Annotated in this window: 20 protein-coding genes; 15 read left to right on the forward strand and 5 right to left on the reverse strand. The window is 54.6% G+C overall.

Going from position 1 to position 19,818, the window contains the following annotated elements:
• The first annotated feature begins 5 nt into the window (after positions 1–5).
• From JSS75_09910 to JSS75_09950, 9 genes are all read left to right on the forward strand, one after another.
• The gene (locus tag JSS75_09910) at positions 6–1,550 is read left to right on the forward strand and encodes a F0F1 ATP synthase subunit alpha (protein MBS1904008.1); all 1,545 of its coding nucleotides are present in this window, start codon (positions 6–8) and stop codon (positions 1,548–1,550) included.
• A 105-nt stretch (positions 1,551–1,655) separates the two neighbouring features.
• Positions 1,656–2,762 (forward strand): GWxTD domain-containing protein, encoded by a 1,107-nt coding sequence (locus JSS75_09915; GenBank protein MBS1904009.1) that lies wholly within the window; start codon positions 1,656–1,658, stop codon positions 2,760–2,762.
• 50 nt (positions 2,763–2,812) lie between these two features.
• Positions 2,813–3,724 (forward strand): ATP synthase F1 subunit gamma, encoded by a 912-nt coding sequence (atpG, locus tag JSS75_09920; GenBank protein ID MBS1904010.1) that lies wholly within the window; start codon positions 2,813–2,815, stop codon positions 3,722–3,724.
• A gap of 185 nt (positions 3,725–3,909) precedes the next feature.
• A complete protein-coding gene (locus JSS75_09925; GenBank protein ID MBS1904011.1) occupies positions 3,910–4,575 on the forward strand; it encodes a YggS family pyridoxal phosphate-dependent enzyme in 666 nt (221 codons plus the stop codon).
• Positions 4,576–4,707: 132 nt separating this feature from the next.
• Positions 4,708–5,178: a DoxX family protein gene (locus JSS75_09930; GenBank protein MBS1904012.1), complete on the forward strand. Its 471-nt coding sequence runs from the start codon at positions 4,708–4,710 to the stop codon at positions 5,176–5,178.
• 12 nt (positions 5,179–5,190) lie between these two features.
• The gene (locus JSS75_09935) at positions 5,191–5,643 is read left to right on the forward strand and encodes a VOC family protein (protein ID MBS1904013.1); all 453 of its coding nucleotides are present in this window, start codon (positions 5,191–5,193) and stop codon (positions 5,641–5,643) included.
• 118 nt (positions 5,644–5,761) lie between these two features.
• Positions 5,762–5,956, forward strand: coding sequence for a hypothetical protein (locus tag JSS75_09940; protein ID MBS1904014.1), 195 nt, complete (start codon positions 5,762–5,764; stop codon positions 5,954–5,956).
• 17 nt (positions 5,957–5,973) lie between these two features.
• Entirely contained in the window at positions 5,974–6,252 is a 279-nt protein-coding gene (locus JSS75_09945) for a type II toxin-antitoxin system RelE/ParE family toxin (protein ID MBS1904015.1), read from the forward strand.
• 111 nt (positions 6,253–6,363) lie between these two features.
• Entirely contained in the window at positions 6,364–7,494 is a 1,131-nt protein-coding gene (locus JSS75_09950) for a T9SS type A sorting domain-containing protein (protein MBS1904016.1), read from the forward strand.
• 58 nt (positions 7,495–7,552) lie between these two features.
• On the opposite strand, the gene JSS75_09955 is transcribed toward JSS75_09950, so the two are convergent.
• The gene (locus JSS75_09955) at positions 7,553–8,428 is read right to left on the reverse strand and encodes a PDZ domain-containing protein (protein MBS1904017.1); all 876 of its coding nucleotides are present in this window, start codon (positions 8,426–8,428) and stop codon (positions 7,553–7,555) included.
• Positions 8,429–8,787: 359 nt separating this feature from the next.
• On the opposite strand from JSS75_09955, the gene JSS75_09960 reads away from it, so the two are divergent.
• The 5 genes from JSS75_09960 (at position 8,788) to JSS75_09980 (ending at position 12,245) form a co-directional block, all read left to right on the forward strand.
• Entirely contained in the window at positions 8,788–9,570 is a 783-nt protein-coding gene (locus JSS75_09960) for a hypothetical protein (protein MBS1904018.1), read from the forward strand.
• Between the two features lie 213 nt (positions 9,571–9,783).
• A complete protein-coding gene (locus JSS75_09965; GenBank protein MBS1904019.1) occupies positions 9,784–10,245 on the forward strand; it encodes a DivIVA domain-containing protein in 462 nt (153 codons plus the stop codon).
• A gap of 14 nt (positions 10,246–10,259) precedes the next feature.
• Entirely contained in the window at positions 10,260–10,736 is a 477-nt protein-coding gene (locus tag JSS75_09970) for a thermonuclease family protein (GenBank protein ID MBS1904020.1), read from the forward strand.
• A gap of 97 nt (positions 10,737–10,833) precedes the next feature.
• Positions 10,834–11,457 (forward strand): c-type cytochrome, encoded by a 624-nt coding sequence (locus JSS75_09975; protein MBS1904021.1) that lies wholly within the window; start codon positions 10,834–10,836, stop codon positions 11,455–11,457.
• Positions 11,458–11,606: 149 nt separating this feature from the next.
• Positions 11,607–12,245 carry a diheme cytochrome c-553 gene (locus JSS75_09980; GenBank protein ID MBS1904022.1) on the forward strand — a complete coding sequence of 213 codons (639 nt, stop codon included), beginning with the start codon at positions 11,607–11,609 and terminating at the stop codon, positions 12,243–12,245.
• 13 nt (positions 12,246–12,258) lie between these two features.
• On the opposite strand, the gene lspA is transcribed toward JSS75_09980, so the two are convergent.
• The 3 genes from lspA to JSS75_09995 all read right to left on the reverse strand — a co-directional run bounded on the left by lspA (position 12,259) and on the right by JSS75_09995 (position 15,273).
• Positions 12,259–12,858, reverse strand: coding sequence for a signal peptidase II (gene lspA / locus JSS75_09985; protein ID MBS1904023.1), 600 nt, complete (start codon positions 12,856–12,858; stop codon positions 12,259–12,261).
• Positions 12,855–13,541 carry a TraR/DksA C4-type zinc finger protein gene (locus JSS75_09990; protein MBS1904024.1) on the reverse strand — a complete coding sequence of 229 codons (687 nt, stop codon included), beginning with the start codon at positions 13,539–13,541 and terminating at the stop codon, positions 12,855–12,857. Before JSS75_09990 ends, lspA begins: the two co-directional genes overlap by 4 nt.
• Positions 13,542–13,674: 133 nt before the next feature.
• Complete coding sequence (locus tag JSS75_09995) at positions 13,675–15,273, reverse strand: T9SS type A sorting domain-containing protein (GenBank protein ID MBS1904025.1); 1,599 nt, start codon at positions 15,271–15,273, stop codon at positions 13,675–13,677.
• Positions 15,274–15,893: 620 nt separating this feature from the next.
• Between JSS75_09995 and JSS75_10000 the strand changes: the two genes are divergently transcribed.
• Complete coding sequence (locus JSS75_10000; protein MBS1904026.1) at positions 15,894–16,427, forward strand: hypothetical protein; 534 nt, start codon at positions 15,894–15,896, stop codon at positions 16,425–16,427.
• 10 nt (positions 16,428–16,437) lie between these two features.
• Here JSS75_10000 and JSS75_10005 read toward each other — a convergent pair whose 3' ends face one another.
• The gene (locus JSS75_10005) at positions 16,438–19,806 is read right to left on the reverse strand and encodes an isoleucine--tRNA ligase (GenBank protein MBS1904027.1); all 3,369 of its coding nucleotides are present in this window, start codon (positions 19,804–19,806) and stop codon (positions 16,438–16,440) included.
• Between the last annotated feature and the right edge of the window lie 12 nt (positions 19,807–19,818).

Genomic DNA, 19,818 nt, shown 5'->3' on the forward strand with positions numbered 1-19,818 from the left:
GAACTATGGCTGGAGTACGCCCAGATGAGGTAAGCGCAATTTTGCGCCAACAGTTGACCGGATTCGAGAAAGAAGTCGATATCTACGATGTCGGCACCGTGCTGCAAGTCGGCGACGGTGTGGCTCGTGTCTACGGCCTTTCGAAGGTCATGGCCGGCGAACTCATCGAATTCCCGAACAAGGTTTATGGCATGGCGCTCAACCTCGAAGAGGATAACGTCGGTGCCGTTCTCTTCGGCGACGAGACGCTCATCAAGGAAGGCGACATCGTCAAACGTACCGGCCGTGTGGCGTCGATGCCGGTGGCCGATGCGATGCTGGGCCGCGTCATCAATCCGCTCGGTATTCCGATCGACGGCGGCGCGCCGATCCCGACCGACAAGTTCTTGCCGATCGAGCGCAAGGCGCTCGGCGTCATGCAGCGCTCCCCAGTTAACCAGCCGCTTCAGACGGGTATCAAGGCCATCGACGGTATGATCCCGATCGGCCGTGGTCAGCGCGAACTCATCATCGGCGACCGTCAGACGGGCAAGACCGCTGTTGCGATCGACACGATCATCAACCAGAAGTACACACACAGCGAAGACGCAAAGCGCCAGGGGGTTAGCCCGGTGTATTGCATCTACGTCGCCATCGGCCAGAAGGCTTCGACGGTTGCGCTCGTGAAGGCCAAGCTCGAAGAGTTCGGCGCAATGGAGTACACAACCATCATCGCCGCCACGGCTTCCGATCCGGCTCCGCTGCAGTTTATCGCTCCGTATTCGGGCGCAACACTCGGCGAGCACTTCCGCGATACGAGCCGCCACGCGCTCGTAGTGTACGACGATCTTTCCAAGCAGGCCGCGGCCTACCGCGAGCTCTCGCTCTTGCTGCGCCGTCCGCCGGGACGCGAAGCATATCCCGGAGACGTGTTCTATCTCCACAGCCGCTTGCTCGAGCGCGCATCGAAGCTCTCGGCCGATCTCGGCGGTGGTTCGCTCACGGCATTGCCGGTCATCGAGACGCAGGCAGGCGACGTGTCGGCTTACATCCCGACGAACGTGATTTCGATCACCGACGGCCAGATCTATCTCGAGCCGAACCTCTTTAACGCAGGCGTCCGTCCGGCTATTAACGTCGGTATCTCGGTCTCGCGCGTGGGTGGTAATGCTCAGATCAAGGCGATGAAGAAGGTTGCGGGTACGCTCCGACTCGATCTCGCGCAGTACCGCGAGCTCGAAGCGTTCGCGAAGTTCGGCTCCGATCTTGATAAAGCGACCCAGCAGCAGCTGCGTCGCGGTCAGCGCCTCGTCGAGCTTCTGAAGCAGGGGCAGTACGTCCCGATGCCGGTCGAAGAGCAGGTTGTCGTGATTTATGCCGGTACCAACGGCTACATCGACGACGTTGCAATCGAAAAGGTACGCCGCTTCGAGCAGGAATTGCTCGAATTCATGCGCCTGCGGCATAAAGACCTTCTCACGAAGATCGCCGAGGTTAAAGAGCTCAGCGCCGAGGTCGTCGCCGGTCTCAAGGATGCCCTCTCGACCTTCAAAGGTCAGTTCAAGGGATAAGTGTGTATGACGGTCAGCGCTGCGCACGCAGTGCTGACCGGAACGTGCAACTTGCCTCGGCGAAGCGGGTTAACCTCTACGGACACCATTCCATCGTAGACGGACATGATTCGATTTCTCAGGCAGGTCATCGGCACGGTTGTTCTTTCTCAACTTCTTGTATCCGTCGGCGTTAGCCAGAGTAAAGACTCGAGCCTCGTGTTCCCTCGGACCGAAACATCCGCTGCCACCTCGGACGATCACAATCATCCGAGACTCGGCGCCATTGTAAGTGCCGGAATCGGACCGTTCTCGACGTTCGATCGTGACGGCCACTACCACACCGAGCTGCACCCGACTCTCGGCTTCGACTTCTTAGCCGAACCCGACGGCGTATTGCACTTTCTGCTCGGAGGCCGGCTCGGGTTTTCCGATCCGCTCTTTGCAGAGGCATCGTTCGGGATGCGGTTTCCGTTGCACGAGAATTCGGACCGGACGCTGAGCGTCTATACCGACCTATCGCTGCTCTTCTACGCCGATACGAACCATGCGCATCCGCCCGGACCGGGCATTCGCGCTGCGCTTGGAGCGCGCACAAGCGGCGAGCTCGACCTCGAGTACCGCCTTGCCGGCGAATGGCGCGGTACGAAATCGACTTCGGTCGATGGCGACCGAACCAGAAGCTTGTGGTGGGTCGGCGCCGAAGTATCGGTCGCGTTCTCACTGGTCGGCGCTTCGCAGTTGCCGACACGCAAAGACTCGATACGTGCGGCAGTGCAGTATATCGCGACGCCGGACGAAATGGAGCAGCTTGAACGCGTCTCGTCGCGCGCCAGGCTCGACGACTGGTTAGAACACTTCTGGAAACGACGCGACCCCACGCCGGACACGTACCTCAACGAGGCACGGCTCGAATACGAACGGCGCGTGGCACTCGCAAACGAGAGTTATTCGCGCCCGAAGCGCATGGGCGTGACCACCGACCCCGGGCGAGTGCTCGTGATCTACGGCAAACCGAGTGAGATCGAATCGGTCACGTCGGCAGCCGACGAGCAGGCCGAGTACCAGATGTGGATCTATCTGCGCCGTATTCCGGCTGCGCCGATCGCCGTATTTCTGTTTCGCACCGATATGCCGCGAGGATGGCATCAGGTGTACTCGAACGTCCCCGGCGAACTGACCGGCGTCTATCCGTCGGGATTACCCGAGCGGTTCAATCGATGGGTACAATGAAGACAAGAGTGTTGATCGAGTTCTATCAAACGAGAGTGTTTCGTTAATCTATGGCAACTCTACGAGAGATACGACGCCGCATTACCGGCGTGAAGGCAATGTCGAAGATCACGCAGGCGATGAAGCTCGTCGCCGCAGCGAAACTTCGCCGTGCGCAGGATGCGATGATCGCAGCGCGTCCGTATTCGAAGGCGCTCACACAATTGCTGCACGATCTGCTCTCGAACTCGGGCGACGAGATCGCAAAGTCACCCGTTCTCTTCGGCCGCAAGCTCGAAGATCCGTCGCAGGAGCGCGTACTGTTGCTCATCGTATCGAGCGATCGCGGTTCCGCCGGCGCATTCAACGCCAACATCTTTCGTTTTGCCGAGGCCCGCATCCGCGACCTGTACGCCGAGCACAAAGCATCCGGGCGCCTCGGGATTATCTCGATCGGCCGACGCTCGACCGATTACTTCTCGAAACGCGGTTACAACATGGTCGAGAAGCACGTCGGCGTGTTCACCAAGTTGGAGTTTTCGCTCGTCGAGCATCTGGTTACGAAAGTCACCGATCTCTTCAACGAAGCCGAATACGATCGCGTCGAGATCATCTACAACGAGTTTAAGTCGGTGATCGCACAGCGGCAGGTTGCCGACCGCGTGCTGCCGCTGCTCGAAATGCAGCAGCTCATCGAAGCTCAGCACGGCCGTGCATCGCATGATTATATCTACGAGCCGGATCCGTCCGATATCCTCGAGGTGCTCGTCCCGCGTCAGCTCGAAACGCAGATCTGGAAGGCGCTCCTCGAATCCAACGCCGCTGAACAAGGCGCGCGTATGACAGCAATGGATTCCGCTACCAAGAACGCGAAAGACCTCATCCATACCCTACAGCTCGGCTACAACAAAGCGCGTCAGGCTGCCATCACGAAGGAAATTCTCGAAATCGTCGGTGGTGCCGAAGCGCTCTCCCAAGGGTAAACTGGGATTTATGGGATGTTTGGGATTCCTGGGATGACAGGAGTCTCTTTCGAAAGGGTGACCGCTTGGTCACCCTTTTTGCTTTGAACATACAAAGAAATGTCATTCCGAACGAGTGAGGAATCTGGGAAGGCAGCATGTGCAAGGTTGCGAATCCACTCCCTGTCCCGAGTGTTGAGATGCCAATGAATCTACGCGAAAATCTCCTGCACACCGAAGAACGCATCCTCCACGCTTGCGCGCGTTCAGGCCGCAAGCGCGAGGATGTGACGCTCGTTGCCGTGACCAAAACGCATCCGGTCGAAATCGTACGCGAAGCATACGACCTCGGCCTTCGCGACTTCGGCGAGAACCGCGTGCAGGAAATGCTCTCCAAGACCGAATCTCTCCCTTCCGATATTCGCTGGCATCTCATCGGCCTACTTCAATCGAACAAGGCCAAGTATATCGCGCCATTCGTGCACATGGTGCATTCGATCGAATCGGTCTCGACAGCGCGCGAACTCTCGAAGCGAGCAGAGCAACATGCACGCACCATAGAAATACTCATCGAAGTGAACGTCAGTGGCGAGGAGTCGAAGTCGGGTATTGCACCCATCCATCTGCCGTCGTTCTTGGTTGAGTTGCAAACAGCGGCGCCGGCACTGAAAGTGAAGGGTCTCATGACCGTCGCGCCATACGAGGAGAATCCCGAACGCACACGCCCCGTCTTTGCGCGCTTGCGCGAGCTTGCCGCCGCGCACTCCCTTCCCCACCTCTCGATGGGGATGACCAACGACTTTGAAGTAGCCATCGAAGAAGGCGCAACGCTCATCCGCGTGGGTAGTGCGCTGTTTGGCGAGCGTGCGTAGGCACACCGACTCTCTCTTTTATCTGGAACACTGGGTGCACTGTTGCGTAGGCCGACGCACGGTAGTCCGATTATGGTCAGTACCGCGATAGATCATCTCCATTTTGTCGCCGACAACCAAACGAATATCACAATGACAAACAAGTATAGTCAATGGTCACCCCTATTATTACGACTCGCCGTCGGCTTCGGAGCGATGGCTCATGGTTGGGCGAAATTGAGTCGGGGGCCGGCAGGCTTTGAAAAACTACTCACGCAGATCGGCATTCCGTTTCCACACTTCACCTCCTGGGTCGTAACGATCGCAGAACTTACGTGCGGATTCGCAATTCTCGTCGGTGCGTTCGAACTTGTCGCAGCACTTGTGCTAATCGTCACCATGCTCGTTGCGATGTTCACCGTGCAAATCCACTACGGTTTCAGTTCGGTGAACACGATCGGATTAACGCCGGAAGGACCGTTATTCGGCCCGCCGGGGTACGAGATCAACCTCCTCTACATCGCGAGTCTCGTTTCGATTATTCTTACCGGTCCGGGTACACTCTCCATGGGTTCGCTGTTGCGAAGGTTGTTCAATCGGACAAGAGCCGCCGACACACTCTAATCGATTTTCTCGATGATCACCGGACTGTACGAAACGCACCTCTTTGTCGAAGACCTCGAACGGTCGGTCGATTTCTACAAGAATGTCCTCGGGCTCGGGCAATGCTATTACGAAGCCGCGAGAAGAGTCGCATTCTTTTGGATCGGAACACCACAAGAGGCGATGCTCGGCGTATGGGAGAAACCCAAAGAAGCGGTTCAGCCTCGACACTTCGCCTTCCGATGCGATCTCGATGACGTTCTACACCGATCCGTTGACTTTCTCAACGCACGGGGACTGCGGCCATACAATTTCCTCAACGACGGGACAGAACGCCCGATGGTCTTTGCCTGGATGCCGGCCTTGTCGATCTACTTCACCGATCCCGACGGGCATGAGTTGGAGTTCATTGCGATTCTCGAAGGCAATCCACAACCAGAGTTGGGGATTGTATCTTACGAAGAATGGCTCCGAGCCCAACCCTGACGAGCTACGCGAATCACTCGATAGCGCAGGTACTGCGTTGTTCGGGGAGCGGGGATGAACCGGACGCAAAGGAACGAATCGAATTCTACGTCGGTACTCAATAAAGGAAAGGTGTATCATGGAGCAAACTCAACCATTCAAAGCCGAAGCACACAAACTTATTGATTCGCTTCCCGAGGGAGCGGACTGGAGCGATCTCTTATACGAGATCTATGTCCGCCAAGAGATCGAAAGAGGTATTGCCGATCTCGAGGCCGGACGTTATCAAGAGCATGAAGAAGTGAAAGCAAAGTTCGGCATTTCCCCACGTTGATCAATCGCTGACTGACCATGCGAGTCATTTGGTCCGATCTCGCGATTCGCCGCTTGGAAGAGATTCGTTCGTTTATCGCTGCTGATGCTCCGGCAACCGCAGAGAGTATCGTTCGGCGACTAATCGGTTCAACTGAACGATTGACCGATTTTCCTCACGCAGGTAGAGTCGTCCCCGAATATTCTGCCAAAGATATCCGCGAGATCATTGATCCCCCATATCGAATCCTCTATCGCGTGTTCCGCGAGCGTATTGAAATAATCAGTGTCATTCATTCGAGACAGATGCTGAAGTGAGGCTGACACCGCCAACCCAGGCGCGACTTCCGGCCGGTCTTCGTGTTCTCCTCATTGTGCCCCTATGTTGTGTCGCACTCCGGAGCAACATAGCGCTGTTCGAGAATTATCATGCAACATACTATAACGATGCTACAAGCAAATTGTCGGCTGATCGCGCTGCTCCTCGTGCTTACACCGACCGGCGCAATGGCGCAGACGAACGGTCAACTCGCGATCACTTCATACGACAAAAGCCAAGCGTACTATTTCTGCGATTCGGTCGGACAGACATCCGGCCAAAATGTCATCTTCGCATTAGTGAACCTGACACCCGGAAGTGACTTGATCATTGATTCATTCCGGTATGAGTGTGACCGATCGGTGTTCGACGTCACAGGGATCGACACGCTCCATAATTTTGACGTCGGCGCGGTAACAACCCAGGTTGCATACTACACACCACATCGGATCGGAAGCGATACGCTTCGCATTACCGCTTATTATGGAGCATACTCCGCCAATGCGAGCATTGTTTGTCACGCAATTGATGCTCCACCAATATCTTTCTACGGTGTCGAGAACGTCGACCAAGATCTTGGATTTGGTATCAAGCTTGGTGTGTCGGATGAGATACTGACTCAAGACACTCTTCACGACGAATTTTTGGATATGACGGTGAGCGATACGCCCATCAATCTGCGCAAGTATTGTATGAACCCCAAGATAGTGATTCGCACATGCGGAGAACGGACGATCGATCGGATCTATCGTGTTGGCGACACGACGGAAATATCACTGAGTGGGATACCACCGCTGCCGTACACAATGCACTCGCAGTCAGCGCTTGTACTTTCGTATAGCCTGACGCCAAAAATTCCGGGCAACACGCCGCACTATCTCGTAATACACACGACGGATGGCGACAATCTTGTGTGGAGTTTCGAGTACCGCGTGCGAGAGAACAATGCAGTCTCGACCGAAACTGGCGCTGCAAGTGTACCCCCAGTCGTCGCGTATCCAAATCCCGTGCGATCAGGAAGCTCAGTACGCCTCAGTCTCGGTGAAAGATTCGCCGATAAAGCCGGTATCAAGATCTTCGACGCAAAGGGAGTGCTTGTCTCCGATCTGGGCCAACACGTCATTACTTCGAACTCCGAAGTAGAGAATATCGGTATTCCAACGCTTTCCGCCGGAAGCTATCTCTTGCTCATACAACAATCGAGCAGAATTGAAGCAGTTGAGTTGATAGTCACGAACTAACTCCTTCTGACTGCTTCAGGACGCCCGGCGGCGCTGATGCTTGCGGAATCGCTCGAAGCTATCTTGGTCGCGGGTCACGCACAACAGTAAAATCCAGTATCTGACCGTTTCGTGCGACCTTCAACTGCACCGGCACCCCTGTACCTCCTGCGAATTTCTTATATGCATCGTAGAACGTGAGGTCCATTGACGATTCACCGTCGATTTGAATGATTATGTCATTTTGCTTGATGCCAGCACGTTCTGCAGCGCCTCCCGTGTTCAACTGGGTCACGAACGGATAAAAGTGCCTCCCGTTGGTCGATTGGATGGCATAGAAGATACCGATCAATCCGCTCGGAATCACGATTGAATCCTTCTGCCTCGTTGCCTTTGGGATTCGAGCGCACAACACGTTGATCAGATCTTGAAACGACATCAGGTAGTTTGCCAGATCGGTCCAGATGATCCCATTCCCCATCCAGATCTGGCTATGAGTGTGGCCATCGTAGATCGCTACACTGGAGATCCAGTAGTAATCACCGTCTGGGCCATGATAAATCGGAGAGGTTGTCGGGATGGTGCCGGCGTCACTCAATGAGCGGGCGATCACCGTAGGATCAAGATCGCGCCACGAGACCGGAGGTTGTACCTCGTAGCCCAATTCGCTGTGTCCGACGACGATTTTCCGTTCCGAGTCGAATACGGGCAATGTGATGCTGCGCTGAGGTATCCGAGTCTTGTGATACTCTCCTCGAAGATCCACGGTTACGATGAAATCGGCCGAATCCGGCACTCGTGTATATTGGTAGCCCCCCAATTCCAGAGCATTACGCAGATAGAATGCTGGCACAGCCTGATCAATCAGGCTTCGGTCAGGCAGCGTATCATCGGATGGCTGGATGCAAAACGTCAGCAAAGAATCGAAATGCGGATTCGCACTCTGATACTCCATGATGACGGGAGGTGTGTACGGTCGGATGCGGTCTCCGGATCGCTTGGTTGGAGCACATGACCACACCAAAACCGACGCTAGGCAGCACAGTGTTCGAAATGCCCGTTTATCACGTACGTAAAGTCGTCGCATCAGAGATTAAAGCTTCGGGACACTACTGACGTTCATGGGTAATTCAAAGCCTCGAATTAGTGAATTGTTCCGTCCGGGTCATCTTTCCTTCCGAGTCGGACCCTAATTGCGATCTTGACCTCGACTTTGCCCAGAACATTCACCTGAACATTTTTTGCTTGTTATATGAACATAAATAGCAATTCAATGTTTGAATAGTATGCTTAAACATATCTTTTTTAACAAATATGAACGCCCCTGCAACATCTAACTCCTTTAGTTTCAACCCAAACGACTTGGTGCTCATCATTGGGGATTCGATGGGTGCCAATTGCCCTGAAAGCGTGCGATTCGCGCATGAACTGGCGACGAGCGGCGAGTTCGGCGGCGTGCTGCACATCAACACATTTCAGCGGCCGAAGAAACATACGCGCTGCATTCACCAGACGCTCGACACCGATGCCAGTATCTCCGGCGGCATCGACGGCTTGCACTTCGTCACGAACACAGCGGGCGAACTGCAGTATATCGATAACCTCATCGATCGGTTGATCGCCAGGGAAGGTCTTGCAACGATCGTGATCAACTCGTGGGAGATGTCTGCCGGCAATTCGCGCCAGCGCGAACGATTGCTGTTCCAGATCCAACACTGGCTCTGCGAGCTCGAGCTCACGGTGATCATCTATGCGCAAGAGAGCAAGGCGATCCCGCGTGCGGGCTACATCAACCGAGGCGGCTTCGGCAAACTCGCAGGAATCGCCGACCGTGTCATCCTCCAACTCGAAGCGGAGAACGAGCATGCTGCATCGACGGATGCACCAGAGGTCGAAGCTCCCAAGCAAGCGAGTGAACCAGTCGCCGAAGCATCAAACGATGCGATCAGCCCGCGTCAACTTCGCCCGGCCGTGGGGGTGCGTTTCGAACATAATCGCGGCAGTCTGCGAGCGGCGAGATCGGTGGGTGTGCACAACAATGTTGGCGAATATCAAGGGGTTACGGACCGAATTAAGGAGTTCGCGGAGGCGGCGTGAGGCGGCAGTGCAAGCGCTCCTCCCGATGTCATTGCGAGCGACGAGAAGCAATCTGGAATAGTGAACATAGTGGCAATCTCGAGCTCTTAGATTGCTTCGTCGTCGCTTCGCGACTTCCTCGCAATGACAGGCGTAGGCTGCATCGGATTTGGAATTCAGCACTCAAAATTCCCATCGCCGTATTTTCGTACTCATTACAATCAGCTACGACTAATGCCTCTTTCTCCGTTAGACATTAAGAAGAAGGAATTCGAACAGAAGATGCGCGGCTATGACGTCGATCAGGTCCGTGCGTTTCTTGACGAGGTCGCGCAGGAGTTCGAGTTGGCGATCCGCGATCAGTACCAGATCGAGGACGAATTCGAAGCGATGAAGAAGAAGCTCGATCATTATCTCTCGCTCGAAGGCACGCTCGAAAAGACACTGCTGGCGGCACAACAGACGGCGATCAAGATGGAGGACAACGCCAAAAAAGAGGCGGAGCTGCTACTTGGCGAAGCGCGGCTCGAACGCGACAAGATGCTCAAAGATGTGCCGCTCGAGATCGAACGCGCTCGCGGCGAGGTCACGCGCCTTCGCGCCGAGTACGATTCGACGCTGGTGCGGATGCGCTCGCTGCTCGCCGGTTTCTCGACCTTTCTCGATTCGATGTCGAAGGAGACATCGAGTCAATAGCAACCCAGATCATCATGAAGCTTGCCCTGCTCGTTATCATCGCCACTGCCCTGTTCGTCGGGTGTTCGAACACATCCACGAGCCCGGTAACGCAATACGTCGAGGTGGACCCGCTGCTCGATTCGGCGACGGTCGTCACGGTGCACCGGGTGGTTGACGGCGACACGTTCGATTTTCTCATCGGCCGCGACACGATCGACATCCGCATCCTCGGGATGGATGCATTCGAGACGCGTCACGGCGCCCGCCTCGATTCGCAAGCCGCTCGTGCCGGTATCTCAGTCGACTCCGCCTACGCTCGAGGTCTTCGGGCCAAGGCATTTGCCGATTCGTTGCTTTCCGGGCAGAAGGCGCTCTTGACCCGCGATTTTTCCGAGCCGAATTTCGATACCTATAATCGGCTCCTGCGGAATGTCTATTATTACGATGGGACCAAGACGAAAAAATATTCCGATCTGCTCATCCAAATGGGCCTGGCTCTTGTAGATTAGCTGTCTGACGGCTCGAATACCGGGTCGAAATGTGATTTGGATTCGGAAGGAAACTTCCCTATCTTTGCAGTTCATTCATTCATCGTTCATTCATTTCATGAAACACCTGATTTACTCTACGTTGACACTATCCGCTGCAGCACTGCTGACGCTCGCAAGCTGCAAGTCCGATATGAAGTCGGAGAACAAGGGCGGCGCAGATTCATCGAAGGCAACTGCCGCAGTAATGTCGCCGGTCGAGCGGGGCAAGTATCTCGTCACGATCGCAAGCTGTAACGACTGCCATACGCCGATGAAGATGGGCCCGAGCGGTCCGGCACCGGACATGAGCCGCATGCTCTCCGGTCATCCGGAAGGTATGGCAATGCCGCCGGCACCGAAGATGGATATGCCGTGGATGGTCTCGGGCGCATGGACAATGACAGCCTGGAGCGGCCCGTTCGGCACGACCTTTACCGCAAACCTGACGCCGGATTCGACGACGGGTCTCGGCAAGTGCAGCGAGGCGGATTTCATCAAGATCTTCAAGACCGGAATGATGTTCGGCATCAACCGGCCGATCATGCCGCCGATGCCGGTGGAATATGTGAAGCAGATGTCGGACGACGATCTCAAAGCGGTCTACGCCTATCTGCGGACGATCCCGCCGGTGAAGAATAAAGTACCGGATTACATGCCGCCGAAGGGCGCGATGGCAATGGGCGGCGCACCGAAAAAGTAGCCTCGTCATACGAAGCCGATCATCAAAACACCCCGTGGGATGCAGACGTATCGCGGGGTGTTTTGTTCTCCGAGTCCGAATCGGGTCCGAAGTGTCACATCAGCCTTATTTTTGTTGTCAACTGAAGTATCTAATTCAAATCACGAACGATGCTACACTCCATTCGAATCATTACGATCGGCACCCTTTTGGCCGGCCTCGTCATCGGTTGCGGCAAGAAGAACGAATCGGAACCTGGCAAGCCTGCCGAAACCTCGGTGGCAGCAGCTTCCGGCTCGCCGGTTGAACGCGGGAAATATCTGGTCGAGACGCTCGGCGGCTGCAATGATTGTCATACGCCTTGGAAGATGGGCGAAAAAAGTCCTGGGCCGGATATGACGAAAATGCTCTCAGGTAGTCCGGAAGGGTTGAAAATGCCACCTGCATTTCTGACTCCGCCGTGGGGATGGGCCGGATCGATTTCAATGACGGCATTCGCCGGACCGTGGGGTATTTCCTATGCGGCGAACCTGACGCCGGATCCTGAAACCGGACTTGGGAAATGGACCGAGGCAGATTTCATCAAGGCGATGCGTACCGGGGTTGGGTCGCATAACCGACCGATCATGCCGCCGATGCCATGGCAGGCCCTCGGGAAGGCCAGCGATGACGACCTGAAAGCGATCTTCGCCTATTTACACTCCATACCAGCAGTAAAGAACAGAGTACCGGATTTTGAAACGGTCGGAGTTACGAGAACACTGGGTGGCCCGATTCCGGCACCGCCGCCAATGGCACCGCCCAAATAGCGGATGATGTGATCTAATTAACCTGCTTCTGCGATTCACTCGCTCCAGCAGGTTCAACAGTCACCGGCTTCCGGAGCAGCATTGAAAGGACAAGGATCGAAACGCCAACCGTTACCGCGGAATCGGCGATATTGAAGACCGGCCACCAGTTCGTCTTATATCCAAAATCGAGGAAGTCGACGACGTGGCCATAAAAGAGTCGCTCCTCCCCGAAGATGACACCATAGAAGCATCGGTCGATCAGATTCCCGATCGCACCGCCCATGATCATCACGAGCCCAAGCCGATCCCATTTATGCAGCTTCGACCCGTTTCGCTCGAGGTAGACGAAGATCGCGATTGCTGCGATCCCCGAGAAAATGGAAAAGAATACCTTCAGCGCCGGGAAGTTGATGCCGAATGCAATACCGGGATTCTCGACGTAAGTGATTCGAAGAATATCGTCAATAAATGGTTTTGACGAATGCAACGGCATCCCGGGAAAGCCAAATACGGAAGCCCCCTTGATCAGAAGCTTTGTCAATTGATCGACAACGACAATCGCGGCCGTTACCCAGTAAAGATGTTTGGAGAACGAACGCGTCGATGCTTCCGGGATCTGAGTATCGCTCACTCGACCACTTCCTCTGGCGGCACGCCGTACTCGCTAACGCTAAACTTCTTGGCCTGCGTCTTATTCTTGCACGAGACGTGCTTTTGGGTGATCGGCACCGCCATCAAACGCGGCTTCTCAATGAGTTCGCCACAGACGACACAGATACCATAGATTCCGCGATCGATTCGCTCCAGAGCTTCGTCAAGCTTCTTGATAAAATCGGACGTGCGCTGCGCCTGCAAATACTGTTTTTCGCGCTCCATTGCATCGGAGCCCTGCTCGGCGGTATGCAATGCGAACGACTGGTTCTCAGCCTCGTACTCGCCCGATGTATCGAGGAGCTGCTGGCTGATGATATCGAATTCTTCTTTCGCCTCGTCACGCTGCTTGAGGATTTCTTTGCGGAAAAAATCGAGATCTTTCGCACCGTAACGGACCTTTGCGTTAGCGATAACGTCGTTATCGTTCGCAGTAAGTTTTACCGGTGGGGCAGATGACTTGTTGGTTTTCTTGGTATCAGGCACAGGCTTTTTAGGGGCAACAGGTTTCTTTGTGGATGCCTTCGCCACTGCCTTTGCTTTCGACGGAGCTTTCGCTGGCTTCACGGCAGACTTTTTCGGCTTCGGGGCAGCCTTTTTTGCGACTGTCTTCTTAGCCGGTTTTGTTTTTGCTGCCGTGTGTTTCTTGACAGACTTCGCCATAAACGTCCTCCTTCGAACGAAAAGGTATGTGGGGGCTATAGTTAGGCGTAAACGCCTAAAATTAAGGCGGTACAACAATCCGAAAGGGAAAAAACTCCCTGCTATTTTGTGCCCCCGATTTGCACTTGGCCTGCTAATTAACAACAACCAATGTTGTCAATAGAACCTTGGCTCCCGAGACGACTCGACATTGATACAAGCCGGTCGCCAGTGTGCCTCGCTCGAGAACGATCGTATTCCCTACCCCCGTGACAGGCCGATGCAAAACCTCGGTACCGATCGAATTGACAAGCGTAACGGATGTTCCGGAAGATCCATCGAGAAAGCCTTCGGGAAGTACGATCGATGTCCGAACAATAAACGGATTCGGATATGCCATGACCCGTGTGCTATGAACGGTCTGACTCGGAACACCGCTCGTCACCCCATATTCACCGACCCACACATCGAGAAACCCGTGGTTCGATGTCACATCCCCATTTGTCGAAGCTGTCGAGCCGCAGAATAACACACTCTGAACCCGCTGGGCCAGACTGTATGCGACATCCGAATCTCCGCCGCCAAGCGATACCTGCCATTGCAACGCGCCGGCTGCATCAGTCTTGACAAGCCATGCATCCGGCGGTCCGAGAGTCTTCGTGACGTCACCGTCAAGGCTGGATGCATATCCTGCGAATGCCAGACCATGATCGGGTGTCGTTTCGATCACGTCGGTTGCTGCGTCGTCGTCACTGCCGCCATAGCACTTCGTCCAGAGTTTTGTCCCGTTCTGGTCGAGTTTTACGAGGAAGCAATCCGGGAGGGTATCGTTACTGTGGTTATCCGACACATCGCCATTGAAACTCGTCGTGTAGCCGATGATTGCATACCCCTTGTCACTCGTTTGGACCACGGCATCCCCCTCTTCATCCAACGTACCGCCGATGAGCTTCTGCCACTGTGGAGCACCTGTACTTCCGAGCTTTACGACCCACAGATCGGTCGAGCCATGATTTGCTGCAAAGGTGCCGGTCGCGGAATAAGTGTAACCCGAAAAGATAAATCCCCCATCGCTCGTCGTCTTGATGTCATATGCTTCATCGTCATCGGTACCACCGTACGTTCGTTGCCAGTCGATCGAACCGGCGGAGCTGAGTTTCACGACCCATGCGTCGTACCCACCGAAATGTGTCTGAGTCCGAAGGTCGCCGTTGGTCGAATTTGACGTGCCACAGACAATCAGTCCGTGATCTGATGTTTCGGAAATCGAATAGAACTCGTCGTCAGTTTGACCGCCGAAATTATGGATCCAGGTAATATTCCCTAGCGAGTCGAGTTTTGCAACGAACCCGTCGTACACACCCGCATTCGCAGTAAAATCGCCGTCGTCGGAGCCGCTGTAACCTGCGACCGCATAGCCGCCGTCGCTCGTCTGAATAACACGAACGATCTGGTCTTCGAACGTCCCTCCGAGCGACCGCTGCCATTGCACGTTGTGATTGGCATCCATCTTGACGATCCATCCGTCAGGGACATCTGACGAACCATGGTGACCGTTGACGTCGCCGTCACTCGACGCAGTATACCCTGCGACAATCATACCGCCATCGCGAGTCGCGACGATCGAAGTTGCTTCATCATAGCCTGTTCCGCCGAGGGTGCGTTGCCAAACAAGCGACATATTGCTCTGTGCCGATGAAGAGGCAGTGAAGAGCCCAAGGAATGCAATTACGAGAACTGACTTCTTGCTCATGACGAGATGCGCGAATTGTGTTAGATTCCGGTACGTCTAACGGGGGTAGGTATGAATTCAACAGCGCAGCCCGACGATGGGTTTACGCATCATTTCTCACGTCAGCCAGCCCCGTCTGAGTGGTACCCATCTGAAAAATTAGGTCTGTAAGTCCTTATTCCCTCAACAACATGATTGTGCACACACACGCTTGACTGAGTACCTTGCCGGAGGTATGCTGGTGGGCGGTAGTGGCGTATAAGACATGTCAGATCGATGCTGCATTGTGCATCCCCGAATATAGGTGCCAGTCAAATCGTACACAAGATACACATTGTATTGAACAATGTCAAGGTGCCCATCGATAAGTTAATCGTTCGGGCACCTACTCGAATATTCGGGTAGTGGCTTAGTTTGATATGGTATAAGGAACTGTCATTCTGAGCAACGCGAAGAATCCCTTTGGCGGAGCCTCACAGGGTTTCATCAAGCGATTCTTCCCTTCACTCAGAATTACTATTGAAGAACAGTCTGAACTGAGCCACTACTACGATTCGCCGAGTGAAACCAATGAGAGATCTCCCCTGTAGTTTAATGATCCATCGCACGTCACTCATTCAACACGTCCTATGAAGATCATCATGTCATTATCCCTGCTGCTGGCGCTCAATATTGCAAGTGTTTCTGCGCAAACTGAGCAGGGTCGGTTCGGCCTTTCTGGGAGTATCAGCGGGAGCGTCCGTCACGATTCGAACGGAGGTTCGGGAGATTACAGTATTTCTCTTTCACCCGGTGGCTTGTATTTCGTTGCAGACGCACTCGCCCTCACACCGAGCGTTTCATTTGGATACGAGCACCTTCCCCCAAGTCGCTACCTATCGGGCTCAGCTACCCTCGGACTTACCTATTACTTCGGTAAGGAGGAGCTGAAGCCACTGGTGTCGTGTGCACTCGGGACGTCGCATTCCAACGATCGAGTTGGTAAGGCTACATACATCGAAGATCATTGGATGTTTCGTGCAGAAGGGGGCGTCGCCTGGTTCGTAAAGAATTCCGTCGCGCTTACCGGAACACTTCGGTACGAATTCACGGACACGTACCAATCGAGCTTTTATATTTATGACATGAATGTCCTCCGATTACTCATCGGAGTAACATACATCTGGCCCAAATAACACGGCTCACTTACACCCTCGCAATGCTCACCTTTGCCGTGAGTTCTCCAAGGTCGATATCGGTGCCGTCACTGGCACCATCGTTCGAGATCGTGGCGGCAAGCGTTTCCTGCGAGATGTAATCCTTGTGCTTTGCAAGTGCGTCGGCAAGCTCGGCAGGCGCGCCACCGACAGCGATCGTAATGCGATCGGTCACTTCGAAGCCCGAGTCCTTGCGCAAGTTCTGGATGCGGTTGACGAACTCGCGTGCCAAACCTTCTGAAAGGAGTTCGGCCGTGAGATGTGTGTCGAGCGCCACCGTCACCCCGCCTTCACTTGAGACGAGCCAGCCTTGCACGTCCTGTGCAGTGACGTCGATCTCGCCGCGTTCGACACGTACCTTCTCGCCATCAATGTCGAATTCGATGAACATCTGTTGCTCGTAGCGCGTGATCTCCTCATCGGTCATGGTACCGATGCGTGCGGCAACAGACTTCATCTGCTTGCCGAGACGTGCGCCGAGTGCTTTGAAGTTCGCCTTTGCCTTTCGCTGGATCACGTCGCTGTCGCCGAAGAGCACATATTCGACGTGCTTGACATTCACCTCATCAAGCACGATGTCTTCAACCTTGCGCAGCTCTTCGATATCGTAGCGGTTCGCACACGGAATGAGTACGCGCTCGAGCGGCTGACGCACTTTCAGCTTTGCACGCTCGCGCATTTGGCGCACGAGCGAAGAAATAGTCTGCGCCTTCGCCATGCGGGTCTCGAGCTTGCTGTCGATCAGCGCATCATTCGGCGTTGGGTACAGTTCGAGATGTACGGAGTCGCCTCCACTCAACGAGCGATAGAGCGTGTCCGACATGAACGGAGCGATCGGAGCCATCAGCTTCGCGACCGTTACCAAGCACTCACGCAACGTATCGTAGGCCGCTTGCTTATCCGCATTCATCTCGCCTTTCCAGAAACGGCGACGCGAACGGCGGATGTACCAGTTCGATAGTTCTTCGATGACGAATTCCTGAATCGCACGTGCCGGCTTCGTGAGCTCGTACGAATCCATGTACGAAGCACAATCCTTCACCAGCGAATTCAGCTTTGAAAGGATCCACCGGTCCATCTCGTTGCGAGTGTTCGCAGATGCGGTCGACTGGCTTGCATAGCTGTCAATGTTGGCATAGAGCGCGAAGAAGCCGTAGGTGTTGAGCAGCGTCCCGAAGAACTTGCGCTCGATATCAGCAACGTCGGCCGCATCGAAGAGCTTCGGCTTCCACGGCACGCTCGAGGCGAGCAGATACCAACGAACGGCATCAACGCCGTAGGTGCGTATGACCTCGAACGGGTCGACGACATTTCCGCGAGACTTCGACATCTTCTGCCCGTTCTTATCGAGCAGCATGTCGTTGACGATCACATTCTTGTATGCCGGCTTGCCGAAGAGGAACGTGTTGATCGCATGCAACGTGTAGAACCAGCCTCGAGTCTGGTCGATACCTTCACTGATGAAGTCGGCCGGATACGCCTTTTCGAAGAGCTCTTTGTTCTCGAACGGATAGTGATACTGCGCGAACGGCATCGAGCCGGAATCGAACCACACGTCGATGACATCCGGTACACGCCGAAGTGTCACTAATGAGGAATCTGGAAGTCGTCCGAGAAAGATTATGCCGTCGATCCCCGGCTTATGCGGATCAAAGTTCTTAAGATCTTCCGACTTAACACGAGTGGGGTGAACCTTGGTGGGGTCAGGATCCTCAAGATATGCCTCCAACTCCAGTCGCACTGGGATTCTTTCAGTCGGTTCTGCGCCCGTCGCAGTACCTGCCATACGTTCGAGATGCCATTCTAGCCACGCAGGATTTCTGATTTCCGCTTGAAGGGTGTGTTTTTCAAGGAAGTCCTCATATTTGCCAACACAAAGCCTGATCTCACCGTCAACTGATTCCCAGATAGGCAATGGAGTCCCCCAGTATCTCTCTCTTGAGATTCCCCAATCCTTCAGTTCAGCTAGCCAGTTGCCGAATCGGCCTTCACCAATCTCGGGCGGCTGCCAGTTGATCGTTTTGTTCTTTGTCGATAGCTCTTCGCGATAGTCCGTCACGCGGATATACCAAGACTCACGTGCGTAATACATAAGCGCTGTATCGCAGCGCCAGCAGAACGGATAAGTATGCTCAATCGTCTCCTTGCGGTAGAGCATCCCCCTATTCTTCAACTCCTCAATGATCTTGGGGTCTGCATCTTTGAAGAATACTCCCTTGTAAGGCGAATCAAGAACTATCTCGCCTGAACCATTCACAGAAATCACTATGGGAAAATTTTTAGCCCTTGCGATGCGGTAGTCGTCATCTCCAAATGCCGGAGCTTGGTGCACAATGCCCGTTCCATCTTCAGTGGTTACATACTTGTCCGCTACAACAATATGATGCGGGCGCATCACGCGGGTACCGTCAGGTAGTACGAGACCATCTGCACTCTCTGATGTTTGGTACTCGTACGGTAATTTATAGTCGAAGAGCGGTTCATACTCCGCGCCCTCGAGGTCTTTGCCCATGGTGCGAGCAACGATCTCCGTCTCGCCTTCAAGCTTACCGATGAGTGCTTCGGCGAGGACGAGGCGTTCGGACTTGTCCTTGCGTTTGTTGATGACGGTGACGTATTCGACATCTGGATGCACGGCCAGCGCGACGTTCGCCAGCAGCGTCCAGGGCGTGGTCGTCCAAGCGAGGAAGAACTCTTCTTCGGCGACGTTCTTGCGTCGGAATTTCACAAAGACCGACGGGTCCTTCGCGGTGTCATAGCCCAGCGCTACCTCGTGCGACGAGAGGGCTGTCTCGCAGCGCGGGCAGTATGGTTGGATCTTGTAGCCTTTGTAGATCTTGCCGCCGTCCCAGAATTTCTTGAGCGCCCACCAGATCGACTCGACATAGTCGGGTGTGCAGGTGATATACGGGTGTTCCATATCCACCCAGTAGGCCATGCGCTCGGTGAGCGCCTGCCAGCCACCTTCGCGGGCAATGTTCTCATACACCGACTCGCGGCAGAGCTCGTTGAACTTCGCGATTCCATATTCTTCGATCTCATGCTTATGACGGAAGCCGAGCTGCTTTTCGATCGCCAGCTCGACCGGAAGGCCGTGGGTATCCCATCCGCCTTTGCGCTCGACGCGGAAGCCGCGCATCGTCTTGTAGCGGCAAATCGTATCCTTAATGGTACGCGACCACACGTGATGGATGCCGGGCATGCCATTGACGGTGGGCGGTCCCTCATAGAACGAGAAGACGGGCGCGCCGGAGCGCTCGCCGATCGAACGACGGAAAATGTCATGCGTCTTCCAGTGTTGCAGGACAAGATGTTCGCGTTCGTCAGCCGAAACCGAGGTTCGTAGTTCAGGATACATGAAATCGTATAA

This window comes from Bacteroidota bacterium, from assembly GCA_018266755.1.
Lineage (GTDB): Bacteria > Bacteroidota > Ignavibacteria > Palsa-1295 > Palsa-1295 > JAFDZW01.

What these genes read in the sequence shown, in the direction of transcription:
- JSS75_09910 (MBS1904008.1), top strand. Translation starts at nt 6, where the DNA reads ATGGCTGGAGTACGCCCAGATGAGGTAAGCGCAATTTTGCGCCAACAG.
- JSS75_09915 (MBS1904009.1), top strand. Translation starts at nt 1,656, where the DNA reads ATGATTCGATTTCTCAGGCAGGTCATCGGCACGGTTGTTCTTTCTCAA.
- atpG (MBS1904010.1), top strand. Translation starts at nt 2,813, where the DNA reads ATGGCAACTCTACGAGAGATACGACGCCGCATTACCGGCGTGAAGGCA.
- JSS75_09925 (MBS1904011.1), top strand. Translation starts at nt 3,910, where the DNA reads ATGAATCTACGCGAAAATCTCCTGCACACCGAAGAACGCATCCTCCAC.
- JSS75_09930 (MBS1904012.1), top strand. Translation starts at nt 4,708, where the DNA reads ATGACAAACAAGTATAGTCAATGGTCACCCCTATTATTACGACTCGCC.
- JSS75_09935 (MBS1904013.1), top strand. Translation starts at nt 5,191, where the DNA reads ATGATCACCGGACTGTACGAAACGCACCTCTTTGTCGAAGACCTCGAA.
- JSS75_09940 (MBS1904014.1), top strand. Translation starts at nt 5,762, where the DNA reads ATGGAGCAAACTCAACCATTCAAAGCCGAAGCACACAAACTTATTGAT.
- JSS75_09945 (MBS1904015.1), top strand. Translation starts at nt 5,974, where the DNA reads ATGCGAGTCATTTGGTCCGATCTCGCGATTCGCCGCTTGGAAGAGATT.
- JSS75_09950 (MBS1904016.1), top strand. Translation starts at nt 6,364, where the DNA reads ATGCAACATACTATAACGATGCTACAAGCAAATTGTCGGCTGATCGCG.
- JSS75_09955 (MBS1904017.1), bottom strand. Translation starts at nt 8,428, where the DNA reads ATGGAGTATCAGAGTGCGAATCCGCATTTCGATTCTTTGCTGACGTTT.
- JSS75_09960 (MBS1904018.1), top strand. Translation starts at nt 8,788, where the DNA reads ATGAACGCCCCTGCAACATCTAACTCCTTTAGTTTCAACCCAAACGAC.
- JSS75_09965 (MBS1904019.1), top strand. Translation starts at nt 9,784, where the DNA reads ATGCCTCTTTCTCCGTTAGACATTAAGAAGAAGGAATTCGAACAGAAG.
- JSS75_09970 (MBS1904020.1), top strand. Translation starts at nt 10,260, where the DNA reads ATGAAGCTTGCCCTGCTCGTTATCATCGCCACTGCCCTGTTCGTCGGG.
- JSS75_09975 (MBS1904021.1), top strand. Translation starts at nt 10,834, where the DNA reads ATGAAACACCTGATTTACTCTACGTTGACACTATCCGCTGCAGCACTG.
- JSS75_09980 (MBS1904022.1), top strand. Translation starts at nt 11,607, where the DNA reads ATGCTACACTCCATTCGAATCATTACGATCGGCACCCTTTTGGCCGGC.
- JSS75_09990 (MBS1904024.1), bottom strand. Translation starts at nt 13,541, where the DNA reads ATGGCGAAGTCTGTCAAGAAACACACGGCAGCAAAAACAAAACCGGCT.
- JSS75_09995 (MBS1904025.1), bottom strand. Translation starts at nt 15,273, where the DNA reads ATGAGCAAGAAGTCAGTTCTCGTAATTGCATTCCTTGGGCTCTTCACT.
- JSS75_10000 (MBS1904026.1), top strand. Translation starts at nt 15,894, where the DNA reads ATGTCATTATCCCTGCTGCTGGCGCTCAATATTGCAAGTGTTTCTGCG.
- JSS75_10005 (MBS1904027.1), bottom strand. Translation starts at nt 19,806, where the DNA reads ATGTATCCTGAACTACGAACCTCGGTTTCGGCTGACGAACGCGAACAT.